The sequence below is a fragment of the Kitasatospora sp. NPDC043950 genome, assembly GCF_056435345.1.
In genome coordinates, this window is record NZ_JBWKER010000042.1 from 19,858 (window position 1) to 35,758 (window position 15,901).

The following is a 15,901-nucleotide window of genomic DNA, read 5'->3' on the forward strand; positions in this document are numbered from 1 at the left end:
AGATCCCCCACATGATGCTCCGTCAGCGTCTCACCGTCGTCGCCGCGGCGGCCGTCCTCGCCGCCGCAGGGCTCGCGGCCGGCACCGCGCAGGCCGCCCCCGCCAAGGGCTCGCCCGTCAAGATCCGCCCGCTCGCGGCGAGTTGTTCGCAGGCCTACCTGCCGCTGCCCGACCCGTCCTGCACGCCGGGCGCCTACAACCCGGACGTCACCCAGGCCACCATCGGCCAGACCATCTGCGTCTCCGGCTGGACCTCCACCGTCCGCCCGCCGACCAGCTACACCAACGCGCTGAAGGCGCAGCAGATCGCGCAGTACGGCTACGCGGACACCAACCTGTCCGACTACGAGGAGGACCACTTCGTCCCGCTGGAGCTCGGCGGCGCCCCGCGCGACCCGCGCAACCTCTGGCCCGAGCCCCGTTACGGCGACCAGACCGCGACCGGCAAGGACGGCGTCGAGACCAAGCTGAAGAACGCGGTCTGCAAGGGCAAGGTCGGCCTCGACGACGCCCGCAGCGCCATCGTGACCGACTGGACCACCGCGCTCAGCAGCCTCGGCCTCTGACCCTCTGGTCCTCGTGCTGGTGCGGCGGTCGGTCCGTCCGGTCCCCTGTGCCGGACGGGCCGACCTGCCGTCCGCCCCGGGCGCCGCCTCGGCGGTGCGCGGGGCCGTCTGTGGTGGTTCTGTGGTGGTGGCTGGGGCGCGGCGCCGGGTCAGCGGCCCGAGCGGTCCGAGCGGGCCGGGGCCGGGCCCGCGGTGGTGCCGGGCCGTGTGTGCGCGGCGCCGTCCGCCCGTTCCCGCTGCCCGGTCGCCTCGCGGATGCGGGCACTCGGCATGGCTGTTCCCTTCCCCCGTACGTTCTGCCGTCCGGCCGCCGGCCCGCTGCGCTCCTCTGTTCCGAGGGGCGGTCGGGCTCGGCTGCGTCGACGGCGGTCGAAACTTATGCCACCGGGCCGCCGGGAGCAAAGCGGGATACCGGCGGGTAGGCCGCCTTACCCGGCCGTTGCGGGGGCGTTGGTGGTGAAGGTGTGTGCGGGCGTGTCGGAAGGTATGGCGGGCCTTCGGCGCCCGACCGGTCGGCGGGACGGCGCGCGGTCGCGGATTCCCCCTGTCGGGCGGGGGTTCGCCGGTCGGTCGCAGCCCCGGCCCGCCCGCCCGTGCGGGCCCGCGGCCGGTCGCGGCGGACGGCTGATGCCAAGGCTTTCCCCCGACCGGATCCGCCGCCCTCCCTCCGGGTGACCGGCACGCCCCGGCACGCTCCCGGCCCCGGACCGGACCGGTGGCGGATCAGGCGTGGGTGCCGGGGACGCCGAGCTGCTGGGCGAGCCAGGGGAGGGCCTGGGCGAAGGTGGCGGCCCCGGTCTGCCAGGTGTGCTTGCCGGAGCCGACGGCGGTGGTGGTGCGGATGCCGTCCTTCCGGGCGGCGTCGTTGAGGGCCCTGGCGGACTCGATCTGGCCGTGCTCCTCGTCGCCCTGCCCGAAGTAGCCGGAGACGCCCTGGTACTTGGGGTGGTGGGCGAGGACGGTCAGCGGGTCGTGGGCGGCCCAGGCGGTCGCGTCGCCGCCGTACAGCTCCTGGACGGTGTGGTCCTTGTCGCCGGTGGCGGGGCCCTTGTCGCCGGAGAAGTCGCCGAAGTGGGTGAAGACGTCGGGGTGTTCGACGGTGAGGTCGACGGCGCAGGTGCCGCCCATGGACCAGCCGGCCACGCCCCACCTGTGCGGGTCGGTGGCGGCGTTGAAGGTCTTCTGGACGAACGGCGGGACGTCCTTGAGCAGATGGCTCTCGGAGTTGCCGTGCGGGCCGTCGACGCACTCGGTGTCGATCCGGAAGCCGCCGGTCGCGTCGACGAAGACGAGGATCGGCGCGAAGCCGTTGTGCTTGGCGGCGAAGTCGTCCGCGGTCTTCACCGCGTTGCCGGAGCGGATCCAGTTGTCGGGCGCGGCGAACTCGCCGCCGATCAGCTCCAGCGCCGGCAGCTTCGGCCGGTTCTGGCTGCGGAACCACGCGGGCGGCAGGTAGACGAGCTCCTGGCGGTGGGTGAAGCCGCTGGCCGTGCTCGGGATGTCCACCTGGACGATGCGGCCGGTCCTCGTCTTCCCGTGCAGGGAGCCGAGTTCGGCGAGCGTGATCTGCTCCGGCAGCGGCTGCCCGCCCAGTTCGCCGATCGCGTCGTCGAGGGTCGGGTAGTAGCCGGTGGCGATGTTCACGCTGTTGGCGGCGCAGAACAGGGCGAGCAGCGCGGCCGGCGGCGCCAGCGCCCGGCGCCACCAGCGGGCGCCGCGCCAGCCGAACCCGAGCGCGCTGACCGCCGCGACCGCGACCCCGCCCCACAGCCACACCCCGAACGGGATCGGATCGGTGATCCCGGCGAGCGTGAGCACCCCGACGGCGGCGAGGGCGGTGAGCAGCAGCGCCGTCCCGAGGGCGATCGGGCCCCACTTCAGCCGCCAGGCCCGGTCCCGCCAGCCGAGGGCGGCCAGGGACAGGACGAGGGCCGCGGCCTGGACGGTCCAGGGGAACCAGCCGCCGAGCAGGGAGACGTTCATCTGGCGGAGGCTAGGGGTGCCGGATGAGAAGTCGATGAGAGGCTGACAGGTCGCTGGGAGGCGGCTGGGAGGTACCGTCGGTGGCCTGCGTAGGCCCCGGTTGACGGGCGCGCGGCCGGGGGCGCTACATTTGAACGCGTTCAGGTTTGCTGCTCGGGGGAGTCATGGTGGTGGTGCCGACAAGCGCGCGCCTGCTGGCGCGTGCCTTCTTCCGCTGCACGGGGAGTGCGGAGGCGACAGGGAAGTGGGTCACTTGAACGTGTCTCTCTTCTGTGTGATGAGGTTGCGCGACTCGTCGAGGGACAGGGCGGTTGCCATGATTTCGTCGAACGCCGCTCGATAGACATCGACTTGGTCCGGGTCCTCAACCCAGTCGCTGCTGAGCATTCCGTTGAGCAGGACCAGGTCGAGATCGCGTTGCCGAAATTCCAGGAGTGCGAACGGCCCGGTCATTCCGGGATGCGGCGGTGCCATGGCCGGCATGATCTGAATCCTGATGTTGGGGACCAGGCTGAACCGCAGCGGCTTGTCCAACTGGCCGGCCATCACGCCCGGGGCGCCAGGGGTCCTGTCGCTGCCGGGCTGGTCGCCAGTCACGCTCTACGTGGCGATGGGGCGGTAGGCGGCCCGCCGTACGGGAGTGCGGTCCGTCGTACGGGAGGGCCGCTTGCCGCTGTCAGCCGGCGAAGCGCTCGCGCAGCGCCGCCAGGCCGGCGGTGAACACCCCGTGCACCCGGTCCGTGGACTCCTTGCGGTGCTCGGCCTCGATGTCGTAGGTGGCGCTCCACTCCACGAAGCTGGCGCCCAGCTCGGTGACCGGGGTGACCCGCAGGGTGGCCCGGTAGTCGTCGAATTCGAAGGTGCCGTCCGGGAAGCTGTAGGTGTAGCTGCGGGCCTCCTCGTCGTAGGCGAGCAGCGTCTCGTGCAGTGCCACGCCGTCGATCTCGAACACCCGGACCGACCCGATCGCGTTGCCCGTCAGCTCGTTGCCGAGGCTGCTGGGCGGCAGGTTCGGGTGCCAGCCGCCGAGGTTGTGGAAGTCCCCGAGCAGCTCCCACACCCGCTCGGCCGGAGCCTCCACCACCGTGCTGACCTTCGTGCCTGCCATCGTCGTTGCCGCCTTTCGCGTGCCTCCGTACGGACGGGCACCATCCTCGGGCCGCCACGCGGCAGGCGCCAGGGGGCCTGGCGGTCGGCGCCGGGGCGTCACCTGTCCGGCGCGGCCGCTTCGAGGTCGTCGACGGTGCCGGACATGACGGTGCGCAGGTGCCGGGTGAGGTGGTCGGTCGGCCAGTCCCACCAGGCGAGGGCGAGCAGTCGGGCGATGTCCGGCTCGCTGTAGCGGGTGCGGATGAGCTTGGCCGGGTTGCCGCCGACGATCCCGTAGTCGGGGACGTCGTCGACGACGACGGCGCCGGAGGCGATGATCGCGCCGTGGCCGATGCGCACGCCGGGCATCACCATGGCGCCGTAGCCGATCCAGACGTCGTTGCCGACCACCGTGTCCCCGCGGCCGGCGAGGCCGGTGATCAGGTCGAAGTGCTCGGCCCAGCTTCCGCCCATGATGGGGAACGGGAAGGTCGAGGGGCCGTCCATGCGGTGGTTCGCCCCGTTCATGAGGAACCGGACCCCCGTACCCAGCGCGCAGAACTTCCCGATCACCAGCCGCTCCGGGCCGTAGTGGTAGAGCACGTTGCGCGTCTCGAACGCGGTCGCGTCGTCCGGGTCGTCGTAGTAGGAGTAGTCGCCGACGTCGATCAGCGGGGACGTCACCAACGGCTTGAGGAGCACCACGCGGGGCTGCCCGGTCACCGGGTGGAGAGTCGAAGGGTCCGGCGGAACTGAACTCATGGCGACACGACTCCGGCTCGTCAGGTGTGAAGCGTGGGCGGGACATCGATCATCCCACCGTCTAGGATCGCGGATCATGGACGCGAGCACCGGCATGATCACCGTTCCGTCCGGCCGCGTCACGCTGTCGGACCGTCGCACGCAACGGAGTTGGAGCGTCGAGCTCGCCCCCTACGAGCTGGCGGCCTGTCCGGTCACCCGCGAGCAGTACGGCGCCGGGGCCGGCGACCGGCTCCCCGCCGACAGCGTCTCCTGGTACGACGCCGTCCACTACTGCAACGAACTGTCCCGGCGCCACGGCCTGACCCCCGCCTACCAGCAGGACGGCGAGTCCGTCACCTGGGACCGCGCCGCCGACGGCTACCGGCTGCCCACCGAGGCCGAATGGGAGCACGCCTGCCGCGCCGGGACGGACGGCCCCCGCTACGGGCCGCTCGACGAGATCGCCTGGCACCGCGGCACCTCGGGCGCGCGCCCGCACCAGGTGGGCGGCCTGCGCCCCAACGGCTTCGGCCTGTACGACCTGCTCGGCAACGTGTGGGAGTGGTGCTGGGACGTGTACGACGCCGAGGTGTACGGCGGCTACCGCGTGCTGCGCGGCGGCGGCTGGTTCGACGAGCACTGGAGCTGCCGCGCCTCCGTCCGCCGCCGCAGCCACCCCACCCTGCGGATCGACGACGTCGGCTTCCGGCTCGCCCGGTCGATCACCGCCTGAAGGCGCGCGCCGCGGGGAACCCGGGCCAGGTCACGGACCGTTGGGGTCTGCATGAACGATGCACCGGTGTCCCTCAGACCGATCGGCCAAGCCGACCTCGACCCGCTCGAAGTACTGCTGAACGACCCCCAGGCGGTGGGCCCGTTCCAGTGGTACGGGTGGCGCGACCCCGGGCGGTTCCGGCGCCGCTGGGCGGAGCACGGCCTGCTGGCGCCCGAGCAGTCGATGCTCGCGGTGCTGTCCGGGGACGAGTTCGCCGGGTTCGTCGCCTGGCGGCAGGTGGGCCAGGTGGACGTGGCGCCGTACTGGAACGTCGGCATCGTGCTCCGCCCGGAGGCGCGCGGCCGGGGCATCGGCACGCAGGCCCAACGGCTGCTGGTGGACTACCTGTTCGCCCACACCCCGGTGATGCGGCTGGAGGCGGACACCGAGGATGCCAACCTCGCCGAGCAGCGCGCGCTGGAGAAGTGCGGCTTCGTCCGCGAGGGCGTCCAGCGCAGCAGGGGCTTCCGGGACGGCCAATGGCGGGACATGGTCCTCTACAGCCTGCTGCGCACCGACCCCCGGCCCTGATCCGCAAGACCCGTCAGGCGACCCCGAACCACTCCTCCGCGAGGGCGTCCAGCGTCCGCGCGGAGGGCTTCAACTCCCTCAGGTACCACGGCAGGTTGCTGTACACGTGGAGCAGCGTGTACGCCATCAGCAGGCGCGGCTCGAAGCCGCGCTCGTACCCCGCGAGGAGGCGGCCGAGCAGGCGGCGGTCGGCGCGGGTGGTGAACAGGCCGACGGCGACGAGGTCGTAGGCCGGGTCGCCGACCATGGCGGGTTCGAAGTCGAGCAGGCCGGTGAGGCGCCAGCCGTCGGCCGGGTCGACGAGCAGGTGCTCGCGCATGAACTCGGTGTGCAGCAGGGCGCGTTGCGGCGTCCGGGGCAGCGGCGCGGCGGCCAGGAAGTCCGGGATCTGCTCCAACCAGGCTTCGGGCAGGCCGCGTTCGCGCTGGCGGGCCACCGCCCCGGCCCGCTGCCGGTCCAGGAAGGCGCCCCAGTCGCCGGGGCCGAGGGTGTCGGCGAGCGGTCCGGGGTCGAGGGCGTGCAGGGCGGCCAGCGCCCGGCCGCAGTCGTGGGCGATCCGCTCCCGGTCGGCCTGCGGGATCCGCGGCCAGGCGGGGGCCAGGCCATCGCCGGACAGTCGTGACATCAGCACGTAGCGCCAGCCGTTGACGTGGGCGCCGGCGGCCCGTACGTCGGGGGTGGGGATCGGCAGGGCGCCCTGGAGACGGGTGAGGACGCGCTCCTCGGTGACGCCGTCCTCGGCGCTGGCGGCGGGGAACAGCTTGAGGACGTGCGCGTCGCCCACCGCGTAGACCGGGACGGACCCTTCCGCGAAGCGCTCCAACGGCAGCCAGGCGAGGCCGAGTTCGGCGCAGAGCGCCTCGGCTCCGGGGCGCATCACCGCCTCGTCGCGCACGATCGCGTCCCACTGTTCTTCCGTCTCCACCACCGGCAGCATGGGCGCACGGTAGGCGGACCGGCGTCGCCGCGGCAAAGGCTTTTCAGCGGTCGGGGCCGGCCGGCCCCGGCGCCAGGGGTGGGCCAGGAGCGGGAAGCGCCCCGCGCCGGAGCGGTTCACTGGGGCCCGCAGACGTCGGTGGCGGCGGGGGAGAGGGGTTCCGGGCCGCCGGCCGGGTCGCGGGTGAGGAGGTAGCGGGCGCCGGGGCCGGTGTCGGCGGCGCGGTCGGCGGCGTTGTAGAGGGAGCAGCGGGAGAGGGAGAGGCAGCCGCAGCCGATGCAGCCGGTCAGCTTGGCCTTGAGGCGCTGGAGCTCGGCGATCTGCTCGTCGATGCGGCTCTGCCAGGATTCGGCGACCCGGTCCCACTCGGCGCCGCTGGGGGCGGGGCGCTCGGGGAGCCGGTCGAGGGCGACGCGGGCCTCGTCGAGGGAGAGGCCGACGCGCTGGGCGGCGCGGACGAAGGCGATCCGGCGCAGCGTGCCGCGGGGGTAGCGGCGCTGGCCGCCGGCGGTGCGGGTGGCGTGGATGAGGCCGAGGCTCTCGTAGTAGCGCAGGGCGGAGGCGGCGAGGCCGCTGCGGCGGCCGAGCTGGCCGATGGTGAGCAGGTCGTCGCGGTGCGGGCCGGGTGCTCGGCCGTGGTCCGGGGTCGCGGTCATGGGCACCCACTCTAGCCGCTTGACCTCAAGTCGACTTTAAGTTGCACCATCGTGGTCATGACGACGAACGCAACCGCGGACCTCGCGGAAACCGCCCGTTTCGAGGACCTGTCGGCGCTGATGGGCCTGATGACCGGCGACGAGAAGCACGGCCCGGCCGCCACCTCCACCCTGGACGCGCTCTGGGTGCTGTACGACCGGGTCCTGCGGGTGAGTCCGGAGCGGGCCGAGGCGCAGGACCGGGACCGCTTCCTGCTCTCCAAGGGCCACGGCCCGATGGCGTACTACGCGGTGCTCGCGGCCAAGGGCTTCATCGACCCCGGGGTGCTGCCGAGCTTCGGCGGCTACGACTCTCCGCTCGGCCACCACCCGGACCGGATGCTCGTCCCCGGGGTGGAGATCGCCTCCGGCTCGCTCGGGCACGGCCTGCCGCTGGGCGTCGGCACGGCGCTCGGGCTGCGGGCGCAGGGCCTGACCGACCCGGCGGTGTGGGTGCTGGTCGGCGACGCCGAGTTCGACGAGGGCTCCAACCACGAGGCGGTGGCCTTCGCCGGTGCGTACGGGCTGGAGCGGCTGCACGTGGTGGTGATCGACAACTCCTCGGCCACGCACGGCTGGCACGGCGGGATCGCGGCCCGGTTCGCGGCCGAGGGCTGGTCCGCCGTGACGGTGGACGGCCGCGACCACGAGGCGCTGTACCGCGCCTACACCGCCGAGCACCCGGGCCGCCCGCACGTGGTGGTCGCCCGGGTCGAGCCCAAGGACTCCTGAGCCCGAGGACCCCCACGCAAGCGCCAACCAGCACGAACCGAAAGGCACTTCACCGATGGACACCATGCGCGACCGCTTCATCGACGTCACCAGCCGCCTGCTGGACGAGGACCCCCGGCTGGCCGTGGTGCTCGCCGACATCAGTGCGGCCGCCTTCGCCCCGGCCCAGCAGCGCCACCCGGACCGGGTCGTCAACGTCGGCATCCGCGAGCAACTGCTGATCGGCGCGGCCGGCGGCCTGGCGCTGACCGGGATGCGCCCGATCGCCCACACCTTCGCCAGCTTCCTCGTCGAACGTCCCTTCGAGCAGGTCAAGTTGGACCTCGTCCACCAGGGCGTCGGCGCCGTCCTGGTGAGCGCGGCCGGCTCCTACGACTGGCCGGCCGGGGGCCGCACCCACATGTCCCCGGGCGACGTCGCCCTGCTGGACACCCTGCCGGACTGGACGGTCCACGTGCCGGGCCACCCGGACGAGGCCGAGCAGCTGCTGCGCCACGCCGTCGCGGACGGCGACCGCAACGTCTACGTCCGCCTCTCGGAGCACCGGAACGCGCAGGCCCTGCCGGTCGAGGCGGGCCGGTTCACCACCGTGCGGCAGGGCTCGCGCGGGGTGGTCCTCGCGGTCGGGCCGATGCTGGACGCGGTGCTCGCGGCCACCGAGGGCCTGGACGCCACCGTGCTGTACGCGGCGACGGTGCGCCCCTTCGACGCGGCCGGGCTGCGGGCGGCGGTGGGGGAGCGGGCGGACGTGGTGCTGGTGGAGCCGTACCTGGCGGGCACCTCGGCGAACGAGGCGCACGCCGCGCTGGCCGACCGCCCGCACCGGGTGCTGGGCCTGGGCGTGCCGCGCGAGGAGCACCGGCACTACGGCTCGATCCCGGAGCACCTGACCGCCTACGGCTTGGACGCGGCCTCGCTGCGGGAGCGGATCGACACCTTCCTGTGGTGACGTTCCTGTGGTGACGCGCGGGGTGGGTCAGCGCGCGACGGTCGCCACCGCGACCACCGCCACCGCGTCCGCCCCCAGCCGTGCCGCCGTCCCGTCCAGCGCCGCCGCCCCGAAGGCCGCGACCAGTTCGCGCCCGGTCCCGTCCAGTGGCAGGGTGGCCTCGGCGGGGCCGAGGTTGACGGCGATCCGGTACGGCCCCCGGTGCACCACCAGCCAGCGCGCCGCCTCGTCGTACGCCACCCGCACCGCGCCGAGGTCGGGGTCGGACAGCTCCGGCCGGTCGCGGCGCAGCCGGATCAACGTCCGGTGCCAGGTGAGCAGTTCGGCGTGCGGGGCGCGCCGGGGCTCGGTCCAGTCGAGGACGGAGCGCAGGACGGTGGCGGGCTCCTGCGGGTCGGGGACGGACTCGGCGGCCCAGCCGTGGTCGGTGAACTCCCGGCGCCGGCCCTGCCGGACGGCCTCGGCGAGCTGCGGGTCGGTGTGGTCGGTGAAGTACTGCCAGGGGGTGGCCGCGCCCCACTCCTCGCCCATGAACAGCATCGGGGTGAACGGCGAGGTGAGCACCAGCGCGGCGCCGCAGGCGAGCCGGCCGGCGGTGAGGCAAGTGGAGATGCGGTCCCCGAGGGCCCGGTTGCCGATCTGGTCGTGGGTCTGGAGGTAGCCGAGCAGCCGGTGTCCGCCGTCCGGGGGGAAGGGGCGGCCGTGGCCGCGGCCGCGGAAGCCGGACCAGGTGCCGTCGTGGAAGAAGCCGCGGGTGAGCGTCTTGCTGAGGGCGGCGAGCGGGCGGCGGGCGAAGTCGCCGTAGTAGCCCTGGGATTCGCCGGTGAGCGCGCAGTGCAGGGCGTGGTGGAAGTCGTCGCTCCACTGCGCGGTGAGGCCCTGGCCGCCGGCCGCGCGCGGGGCGGTGGTGTGCGGGGTGTTGAGGTCGGATTCGGCGATCAGGAACAGCGGGCGGTTGGTCGCGACGGCCAACTTCTCGACCTCGTGGGACAGTTCCTCCAGGAAGTGGACGGCCCGGTCGTCCGCGAGGGCGTGTACGGCGTCCAGCCGCAGGCCGTCGATCCGGTAGTCGCGCAGCCAGCCGAGCGCGCTGCCGGTCAGGTAGCGGCGCACCTCGTCGGAGCCGGGGGCGTCCAGGTTGACCGCCGCCCCCCACGGGGTGTGGTGCCGGTCGGTGAAGTACGGGCCGTACGCGGGAAGGTGATTGCCGGAGGGGCCGAGGTGGTTGTGGACGACGTCCAGCACCACGCCGAGGCCCTTGCGGTGGGCGGTGTCGACGAAGCGCTTCAGCCCCTCGGGCCCGCCGTACGGCTCGTGCACGGCCCACGGTGAGACCCCGTCGTAGCCCCAGCCGTGTCGGCCGGGGAACGGGCAGACCGGCATCAGTTCGACGAAGTCGACGCCCAACTCGACGAGGTGGTCGAGGTGTTCGGCGGCGGAGTCGAAGGTGCCGCGGGGGGTGAAGGTGCCGATGTGCAGCTCGTACAGCACGGCGCCGGGCAACGCGCGGCCGCGCCAGCCGGTCTGCGACCAGCGGAACGCGGCGTGGTCGACCGGGCGGCTGGGGCCGTCGGGGCCGTGCGGCTGCCAGGGGGAGCGCGGGTCGGGCAGCGGCGGCCCGCCGTCGAGGCGGAAGGCGTAGTCGCCGGCCGGAGCGCCGCCGGTCCACCAGCCCGGGCGCTCCGGGCACCGGGCCAGCGGATGGGCGGAGCCGTCGACCTCGACCTCGACCCGGTCGGTGGCCAGGGGCGCCCACACCTCGTAGGTCCGCACGCTCAGCTCCTCCTCGTCAGCAGGGCCACCGGCCGGTCCGCCAGCAGCCGCGTGACGGGCACCGGGCCCGCCGGGTGGGTCCGCAGCGTCAGCAGGTCCGTCCAGGGCCCGCCCTCGGGCAGCTCCAGCACGGTGCCGCGCCAGCCGCCGGCGCGTTCCAGCCCGTACGGGAGCCGGGTGACGGCGGTGACCACGTCGGCGCCGCGGGCGAAGGCGAGCAGGTGGTCGGCGGCGGGGCCGGCGGCGCTCAGCGGCCGGTAGGGCCCGAGCGGGCGCTCGCGCCGCAGGTGCAGCGCCGCCCTGGTGAGGTGCAGCTTCTCGCGGGCGAGGTCACCGGGGCGCGGGGCGGCCGCGTCGGTGAGCCGGACGGCGAGCGCGCCGAGGTCCACCACGCCCCGGTTGTCCGGGTCGACGAGGGTGTACAGCGGCTCCTCGCTGCCCTGGTAGAGGTCGGGCACGCCCGGGACGGTGAGGTGCAGGAGCGCGGCGGCGAGGGTGTTGGCGCGGGCGTAGGGGGCGAGGGCGTGCACCAGGCCCTCGATCCGGGGCAGCAGTCCGGGGTTGGTGTGGACGGCGCGGGCGCGCGCGGTGAGCGCCTGCTCGAAGCGGGTGTCGGGGGTGGTCCAGGAGGTGTGCAGCTTGGCCTCGCGGGCGGCCTTGAGGAGGGCGGCGACGAGCCGGTCGGGGTCGATCGGCCAGGCGGCGACGAGGGTGTGCCAGAGCAGCCAGTCGCCGTCGCGGGCACCGTGGTCGTGGTCGTGGTCGTGGTCGCCTTCGCCGTCGGGGCCGGCGCCCGGGCCGGGCCCGGCGGCGGTGGACCAGGCGGCGGCCTCGGCGGCCCAGGCCTCGGGCCGCTCGGCGAGGACGGCGAGCCGGGCGCGGGCGTCGGCGCTGCGCTTGGTGTCGTGGGTGGACAGCACGGTCATGCTGTGCGGCCAGGCGCGCTCCAGGTAGCGGCACCAGTCGTGGAACCGGGCCGGCGACAGCCCCGGCCGGCCGGGCTCGCCGCCGACCTCGTTGAGGCCGGGCAGCGCGTTCCACCGGTAGAAGGCGGTGTCCTCGACGCCCTTGGCGGCGACGGCGGCGGCGGTCTGCGCGAAGCGCTCGCAGAACTCGTCCTTGTGCGGCCCGCTCCCCAGCTCCCCGAGGGCCAGGGCGGCGACCAGCCGGTCCGTCGGGTCGGCCGAGCCGCCCAGCGCCGCGCGCACCTGCTCGGCCGAGGCCGGCGGCACCGGCTCCCCGGGCCGGGCGTACGGCCGGTACGCCGGGTAGCCGGTGAACAGCCGCCGCAGCGCCGCGCGCAGCCGCCAGGGCGCGTGGTCGGCGTGCGCGGGCTCGGCGGCGCCGATCCGCAGCGCGATCCGCACCAGCCGGTCGACCTCGGCGGCCAGCTCGCCGTGCGGCGCGGTCATGTCGGCCCGCCCGCGCCGGGCGGCGGCGACCGCCGGGTGGGGGTCGGCGCAGGGTTCGCCGCCCGGCGCGGAGCCGGTCAGGAACGCCGCGTACGCCCCGGCCAGCCGGCAGGCGCCCGGGTGGTCGGTGAGCACGCCGTCGATGCGGCGCAGCGCGTCGTAGCCGGTGGTCCCGGCGACCGGCCAGTCCGCGGGCAGCCGCTCGTCGCCGGTGAGGATCTTCTCGACGACGGTGTACGCCCCGCCGGTGGCGCCGGCGAGGCGGCGCAGGTAGCCGCGCGGGTCGGCGAGCCCGTCGGGGTGGTCGATCCGGAAGCCGTCGACGACGCCGTCGGCGTGCAGCCGCAGCAGGGTGGCGTGGGTGGCGGCGAACACCTCGGGCTCCTCGACCCGGACGGCGATCAGCTCGTTGACGGTGAAGAAGCGCCGGTAGTTCAGTTCGGTGCGGGCCAGCCGCCACCAGGCGAGCCGGTACCACTGGCGGGCGAGCAGCTCGTCCAGCGGCAGCCCCGAGGTGCCGGGCCGCAGCGGCAGCTCGTGGTCGTGGTAGCGCAGCACCTCGCCGTCCACCACCAGCTGGTCCAGCACGGCGCCGAGCCGGTCGCCGAGCAGCGGCAGCAGCACCCGGCCGCGCGCGGGGGCGTCGACGGGGCCGGGCTGGGCCGCCCAGTCGATGTCGAACCAGCGCGCGTACGGCGAGTCGGGGCCGTCGCGCAGCACCTGCCACAGCGGCTGGTTGAGCCGCTCGGGGACGGGCACCGCCATGTGGTTGGGCACCACGTCGACGAGCAGCCGCAGGCCGTGCCGGTGGGCGGCGTCGGCCAGCGCGCGCAGGGCGCCCTCGCCGCCGAGCTGCTCGCTGACCCGGCCGTGGTCGACGGTGTCGTAGCCGTGGGTGGAGCCGGGGGCGGCCTCCAGCAGCGGGGACAGGTGCAGGTGGGAGACGCCGAGGGCGGCGAGGTAGGGGACGGCGGCGGCGGCGTCGTGGAGGGTGAAGCCGGGTTGCAGCTGGAGGCGGTAGCTGGCCGTGGGGGCGGTAGCGGTGGCGGATGAGGGGGAGGTGGCGGCCGGGCGGGGCGGTGCGGGCTCGGCGGCGGAGGTCATAGGTCCATGAGTACCCGGGGGAGCCCGCCGCCAAGACCCGCTGCTGGTCCGAACAGGTGAGCGCGGGGTGTCAGGCCGGCCGCTGGAGCACCATCAGCGAGCGGTCGGTGAGCCACAGCGCGTCACCGGCCTTGACCCGCGCGCCCGTGCCCGGGGCGGGCAGCCGGGCCTGCGCGGTGTCGACCACGACCTGCCACTCCTGCCCGTGGTCGGCGGGCAGGGTGAACTCCAGCGGCTCGAAGTGCGCGTTGAACATCAGCAGGAAGGAGTCGTCGACGATCCGCCCGCCGCGCCGGTCCGGCTCGGAGATGGCGTAACCGTTGAGGAAGACGGTCAGCGACTTGGCGTAGCTGGCGCCCCAGTTGCGCTTGGTCATCTCCTCCCCGCCGGGGGTGAACCAGGCGATGTCGGTGAGGTCGTCGTGGCCGCCCGAGTCATGGCCGCCGGAGGGGTGACCGCCGGAGGGGTGACCGCCCGAGGGGTGACCGCCCGAGGGGTGACCGCCGGAGAGGTGGCCGCCCGAGGGGTGACCGCCGGAGAGGTGGCCGCCGGCGGCGAGCGTCCCCGGCCCGGGGCGCCCGGGGACCGGCCGCCCGTGGAAGAAGCGCCGCCGCCGGAACACCGGGTGGTCGCGGCGCAGCCAGATCATCCCCTGGGTGAACTCCAGCAGCCGCGCCTCGGGCCCGTCGCCGTCCGGCCAGTGCAGCCAGGTGAGTTCGTTGTCCTGGCAGTAGGCGTTGTTGTTGCCCTGCTGGGTGCGGCCGAGTTCGTCGCCGTGGGAGAGCATCGGCACGCCCTGGGAGAGCATCAGGGTGGCGATGAAGTTGCGCTGCTGGCGGGCTCTGAGCTCCTCGACGGCCGGGTCGGTGCCGGGGCCCTCGACGCCGCAGTTCCAGGAGCGGTTGAAGGACTCGCCGTCGCGGTTGTCCTCGCCGTTGGCCTCGTTGTGCTTGTCGTTGTAGGAGACGAGGTCGCGCAGGGTGAAACCGTCGTGGCAGGTCACGAAGTTGATGGAGGCGATGGGGCGGCGGCCGTCGTCCTGGTAGAGGTCGGAGGAGCCGGTGAGCCGGGAGCCGAACTCGGCGAGGGCGGCGGTCTCGCCGCGCCACAGGTCGCGCACGGTGTCCCGGTACATGCCGTTCCACTCGGTCCACAGCGGCGGGAAGTTGCCGACCTGGTAGCCGCCCTCGCCGAGGTCCCAGGGTTCGGCGATCAGCTTGGCCTGGGAGACCACCGGGTCCTGCTGGACGAGGTCGAAGAAGGAGGAGAGCCGGTCGACCTCGTGGAACTGCCGGGCCAGGGTGGCGGCGAGGTCGAAGCGGAAGCCGTCGACGTGCATCTCGGTGACCCAGTAGCGCAGTGAGTCCATGATCAGCTGGAGCACGTGCGGGCTGCGCATCAGCAGGCTGTTGCCGGTGCCGGTGGTGTCCTCGTAGAACCGCTGGTCCTGGGCGAGGCGGTAGTAGGAGACGTTGTCCAGCCCGCGCAGGGACAGCGTCGGTCCGAGGTGGTTGCCCTCGGCGGTGTGGTTGTAGACGACGTCCAGGATCACCTCGATCCCGGCCGCGTGCAGGGCCTTGACCATCGACTTGAACTCCTGCACCTGCTGGCCCCGGTCGCCGCTGGAGGCGTAGGAGGAGTGCGGGGCGAAGAACCCGATGGTGTTGTAGCCCCAGTAGTTGGTCAGGCCCAGGTCGCGCAGCCGGTGGTCGCGGACGAACTGGTGCACCGGCATCAGCTCGATCGCGGTGACGCCGAGCTTGGCCAGGTGCTCGATCACCGCCGGGTGGGCCAGGCCCGCGTAGGTGCCGCGGATCTCCTCGGGGATGCCGGGGTGCAGCCGGGTGAGGCCCTTGACGTGCGCCTCGTAGATGACGGTGCGGTGGTAGTCGGTGCGCGGCGGGTGGTCGGTGCCCCAGTCGAAGTACGGGTTGATCACGACCGAGTGCATGGTGTGCGGGGCGGAGTCGAGGTCGTTGCGGCGCTCGGGCGCGCCGAAGTGGTAGCCGTAGACGGCCTCGTCCCAGTCGATGTGCCCGCTCATCGCCTTGGCGTACGGGTCCAGCAGCAGTTTGGCGCTGTTGTGCCGCTGGCCGAGGCCGGGGTTGTACGGGCCGTGGACGCGGAAGCCGTAGCGCTGGCCGGGCTGGACGCCGGGGAGGTACGCGTGCCGGACGAAGGCGTCCGTCTCGCGCAGTTCGACGGCCGTCTCCGAGCCGTCCTCGTCGATCAGGCACAGCTCGATCCGGTCGGCACTCTCGGAGAACACCGCGAAGTTGGTGCCGGCCCCGTCGTAGGTGGCGCCGAGGGGGTAGGGCTTACCGGGCCAGACCTTCATGAGTCCTCAACTTCCTTGCATTCAACGGAAACTGACGTGTAGTCCGATAACGCGCCCGGACCCGGACGCTCTCTTCCCGGCCGGGCGGTCGGGCATGTGCGGCGCTCGCGCGCCGTGACGCACGGCACAGTGCGCATACTCCCCGAGCCTTCCCCCGGCGGCCGGGACATGTGCTGCCGGTTCGCCCGAACGGGTGTCCAGTCGGCATTCCTGTGATAAGTGCGGGCCGGTGGCGAGCGGGCTTGTGGCGGGCGGGCTTGTGGCGGGCGGGCT

General features: G+C 73.8%; 15 protein-coding genes. 5 read left to right on the forward strand and 10 right to left on the reverse strand.

The annotated features are described in order from the left end of the window. Positions 1-11: 11 nt before the first annotated feature. Complete coding sequence (locus AC07BF_RS26165; protein ID WP_363584171.1) at positions 12-566, forward strand: hypothetical protein; 555 nt, start codon at positions 12-14, stop codon at positions 564-566. Positions 567-715: 149 nt separating this feature from the next. Here AC07BF_RS26165 and AC07BF_RS26170 read toward each other — a convergent pair whose 3' ends face one another. The 5 genes from AC07BF_RS26170 to AC07BF_RS26190 form a co-directional block, all read right to left on the reverse strand. Then, positions 716-838, reverse strand: a complete 123-nt coding sequence (locus AC07BF_RS26170; protein WP_478333986.1) for a hypothetical protein — start codon at positions 836-838, stop codon at positions 716-718. Between the two features lie 451 nt (positions 839-1,289). Beyond that, positions 1,290-2,549: an alpha/beta hydrolase gene (locus AC07BF_RS26175; RefSeq protein WP_478333987.1), complete on the reverse strand. Its 1,260-nt coding sequence runs from the start codon at positions 2,547-2,549 to the stop codon at positions 1,290-1,292. Between the two features lie 249 nt (positions 2,550-2,798). Continuing rightward, positions 2,799-3,146: a Scr1 family TA system antitoxin-like transcriptional regulator gene (locus AC07BF_RS26180; protein WP_363584165.1), complete on the reverse strand. Its 348-nt coding sequence runs from the start codon at positions 3,144-3,146 to the stop codon at positions 2,799-2,801. Positions 3,147-3,225: 79 nt separating this feature from the next. Next, positions 3,226-3,657, reverse strand: coding sequence for an SRPBCC family protein (locus AC07BF_RS26185; protein ID WP_478333988.1), 432 nt, complete (start codon positions 3,655-3,657; stop codon positions 3,226-3,228). Between the two features lie 98 nt (positions 3,658-3,755). Then, complete coding sequence (locus tag AC07BF_RS26190; protein WP_400988476.1) at positions 3,756-4,400, reverse strand: CatB-related O-acetyltransferase; 645 nt, start codon at positions 4,398-4,400, stop codon at positions 3,756-3,758. A 76-nt stretch (positions 4,401-4,476) separates the two neighbouring features. Here AC07BF_RS26190 and AC07BF_RS26195 point away from each other — a divergent pair, with 76 nt between their 5' ends. Together AC07BF_RS26195 and AC07BF_RS26200 are read left to right on the forward strand one after the other, a co-directional pair. Then, entirely contained in the window at positions 4,477-5,115 is a 639-nt protein-coding gene (locus AC07BF_RS26195; protein ID WP_478333989.1) for a formylglycine-generating enzyme family protein, read from the forward strand. 66 nt (positions 5,116-5,181) lie between these two features. Next, the gene (locus AC07BF_RS26200) at positions 5,182-5,688 is read left to right on the forward strand and encodes a GNAT family N-acetyltransferase (RefSeq protein ID WP_363584158.1); all 507 of its coding nucleotides are present in this window, start codon (positions 5,182-5,184) and stop codon (positions 5,686-5,688) included. Positions 5,689-5,701: 13 nt separating this feature from the next. Here the strand turns inward: AC07BF_RS26200 and AC07BF_RS26205 are convergent, their stop codons facing one another. Both AC07BF_RS26205 and soxR read right to left on the reverse strand, forming a co-directional pair. After that, the gene (locus AC07BF_RS26205; RefSeq protein WP_478333990.1) at positions 5,702-6,625 is read right to left on the reverse strand and encodes a phosphotransferase family protein; all 924 of its coding nucleotides are present in this window, start codon (positions 6,623-6,625) and stop codon (positions 5,702-5,704) included. Between the two features lie 116 nt (positions 6,626-6,741). Next, positions 6,742-7,281 (reverse strand): redox-sensitive transcriptional activator SoxR, encoded by a 540-nt coding sequence (gene soxR / locus AC07BF_RS26210; RefSeq protein WP_400988480.1) that lies wholly within the window; start codon positions 7,279-7,281, stop codon positions 6,742-6,744. Positions 7,282-7,338: 57 nt separating this feature from the next. Here soxR and AC07BF_RS26215 point away from each other — a divergent pair, with 57 nt between their 5' ends. Beyond that, entirely contained in the window at positions 7,339-8,052 is a 714-nt protein-coding gene (locus AC07BF_RS26215; protein ID WP_350881656.1) for a transketolase, read from the forward strand. Between the two features lie 55 nt (positions 8,053-8,107). After that, positions 8,108-9,001: a transketolase family protein gene (locus tag AC07BF_RS26220; RefSeq protein ID WP_400810809.1), complete on the forward strand. Its 894-nt coding sequence runs from the start codon at positions 8,108-8,110 to the stop codon at positions 8,999-9,001. A 27-nt stretch (positions 9,002-9,028) separates the two neighbouring features. Here the strand turns inward: AC07BF_RS26220 and treZ are convergent, their stop codons facing one another. The 3 genes from treZ to glgX form a co-directional block, all read right to left on the reverse strand. Further along, positions 9,029-10,774 carry a malto-oligosyltrehalose trehalohydrolase gene (gene treZ / locus AC07BF_RS26225; protein WP_478333991.1) on the reverse strand — a complete coding sequence of 582 codons (1,746 nt, stop codon included), beginning with the start codon at positions 10,772-10,774 and terminating at the stop codon, positions 9,029-9,031. Positions 10,775-10,776: 2 nt separating this feature from the next. After that, positions 10,777-13,290 carry a malto-oligosyltrehalose synthase gene (gene treY, locus AC07BF_RS26230; protein WP_478333992.1) on the reverse strand — a complete coding sequence of 838 codons (2,514 nt, stop codon included), beginning with the start codon at positions 13,288-13,290 and terminating at the stop codon, positions 10,777-10,779. A gap of 70 nt (positions 13,291-13,360) precedes the next feature. Continuing rightward, positions 13,361-15,628 (reverse strand): glycogen debranching protein GlgX, encoded by a 2,268-nt coding sequence (gene glgX, locus AC07BF_RS26235; RefSeq protein WP_478333993.1) that lies wholly within the window; start codon positions 15,626-15,628, stop codon positions 13,361-13,363. Positions 15,629-15,901: the final 273 nt, after the last annotated feature.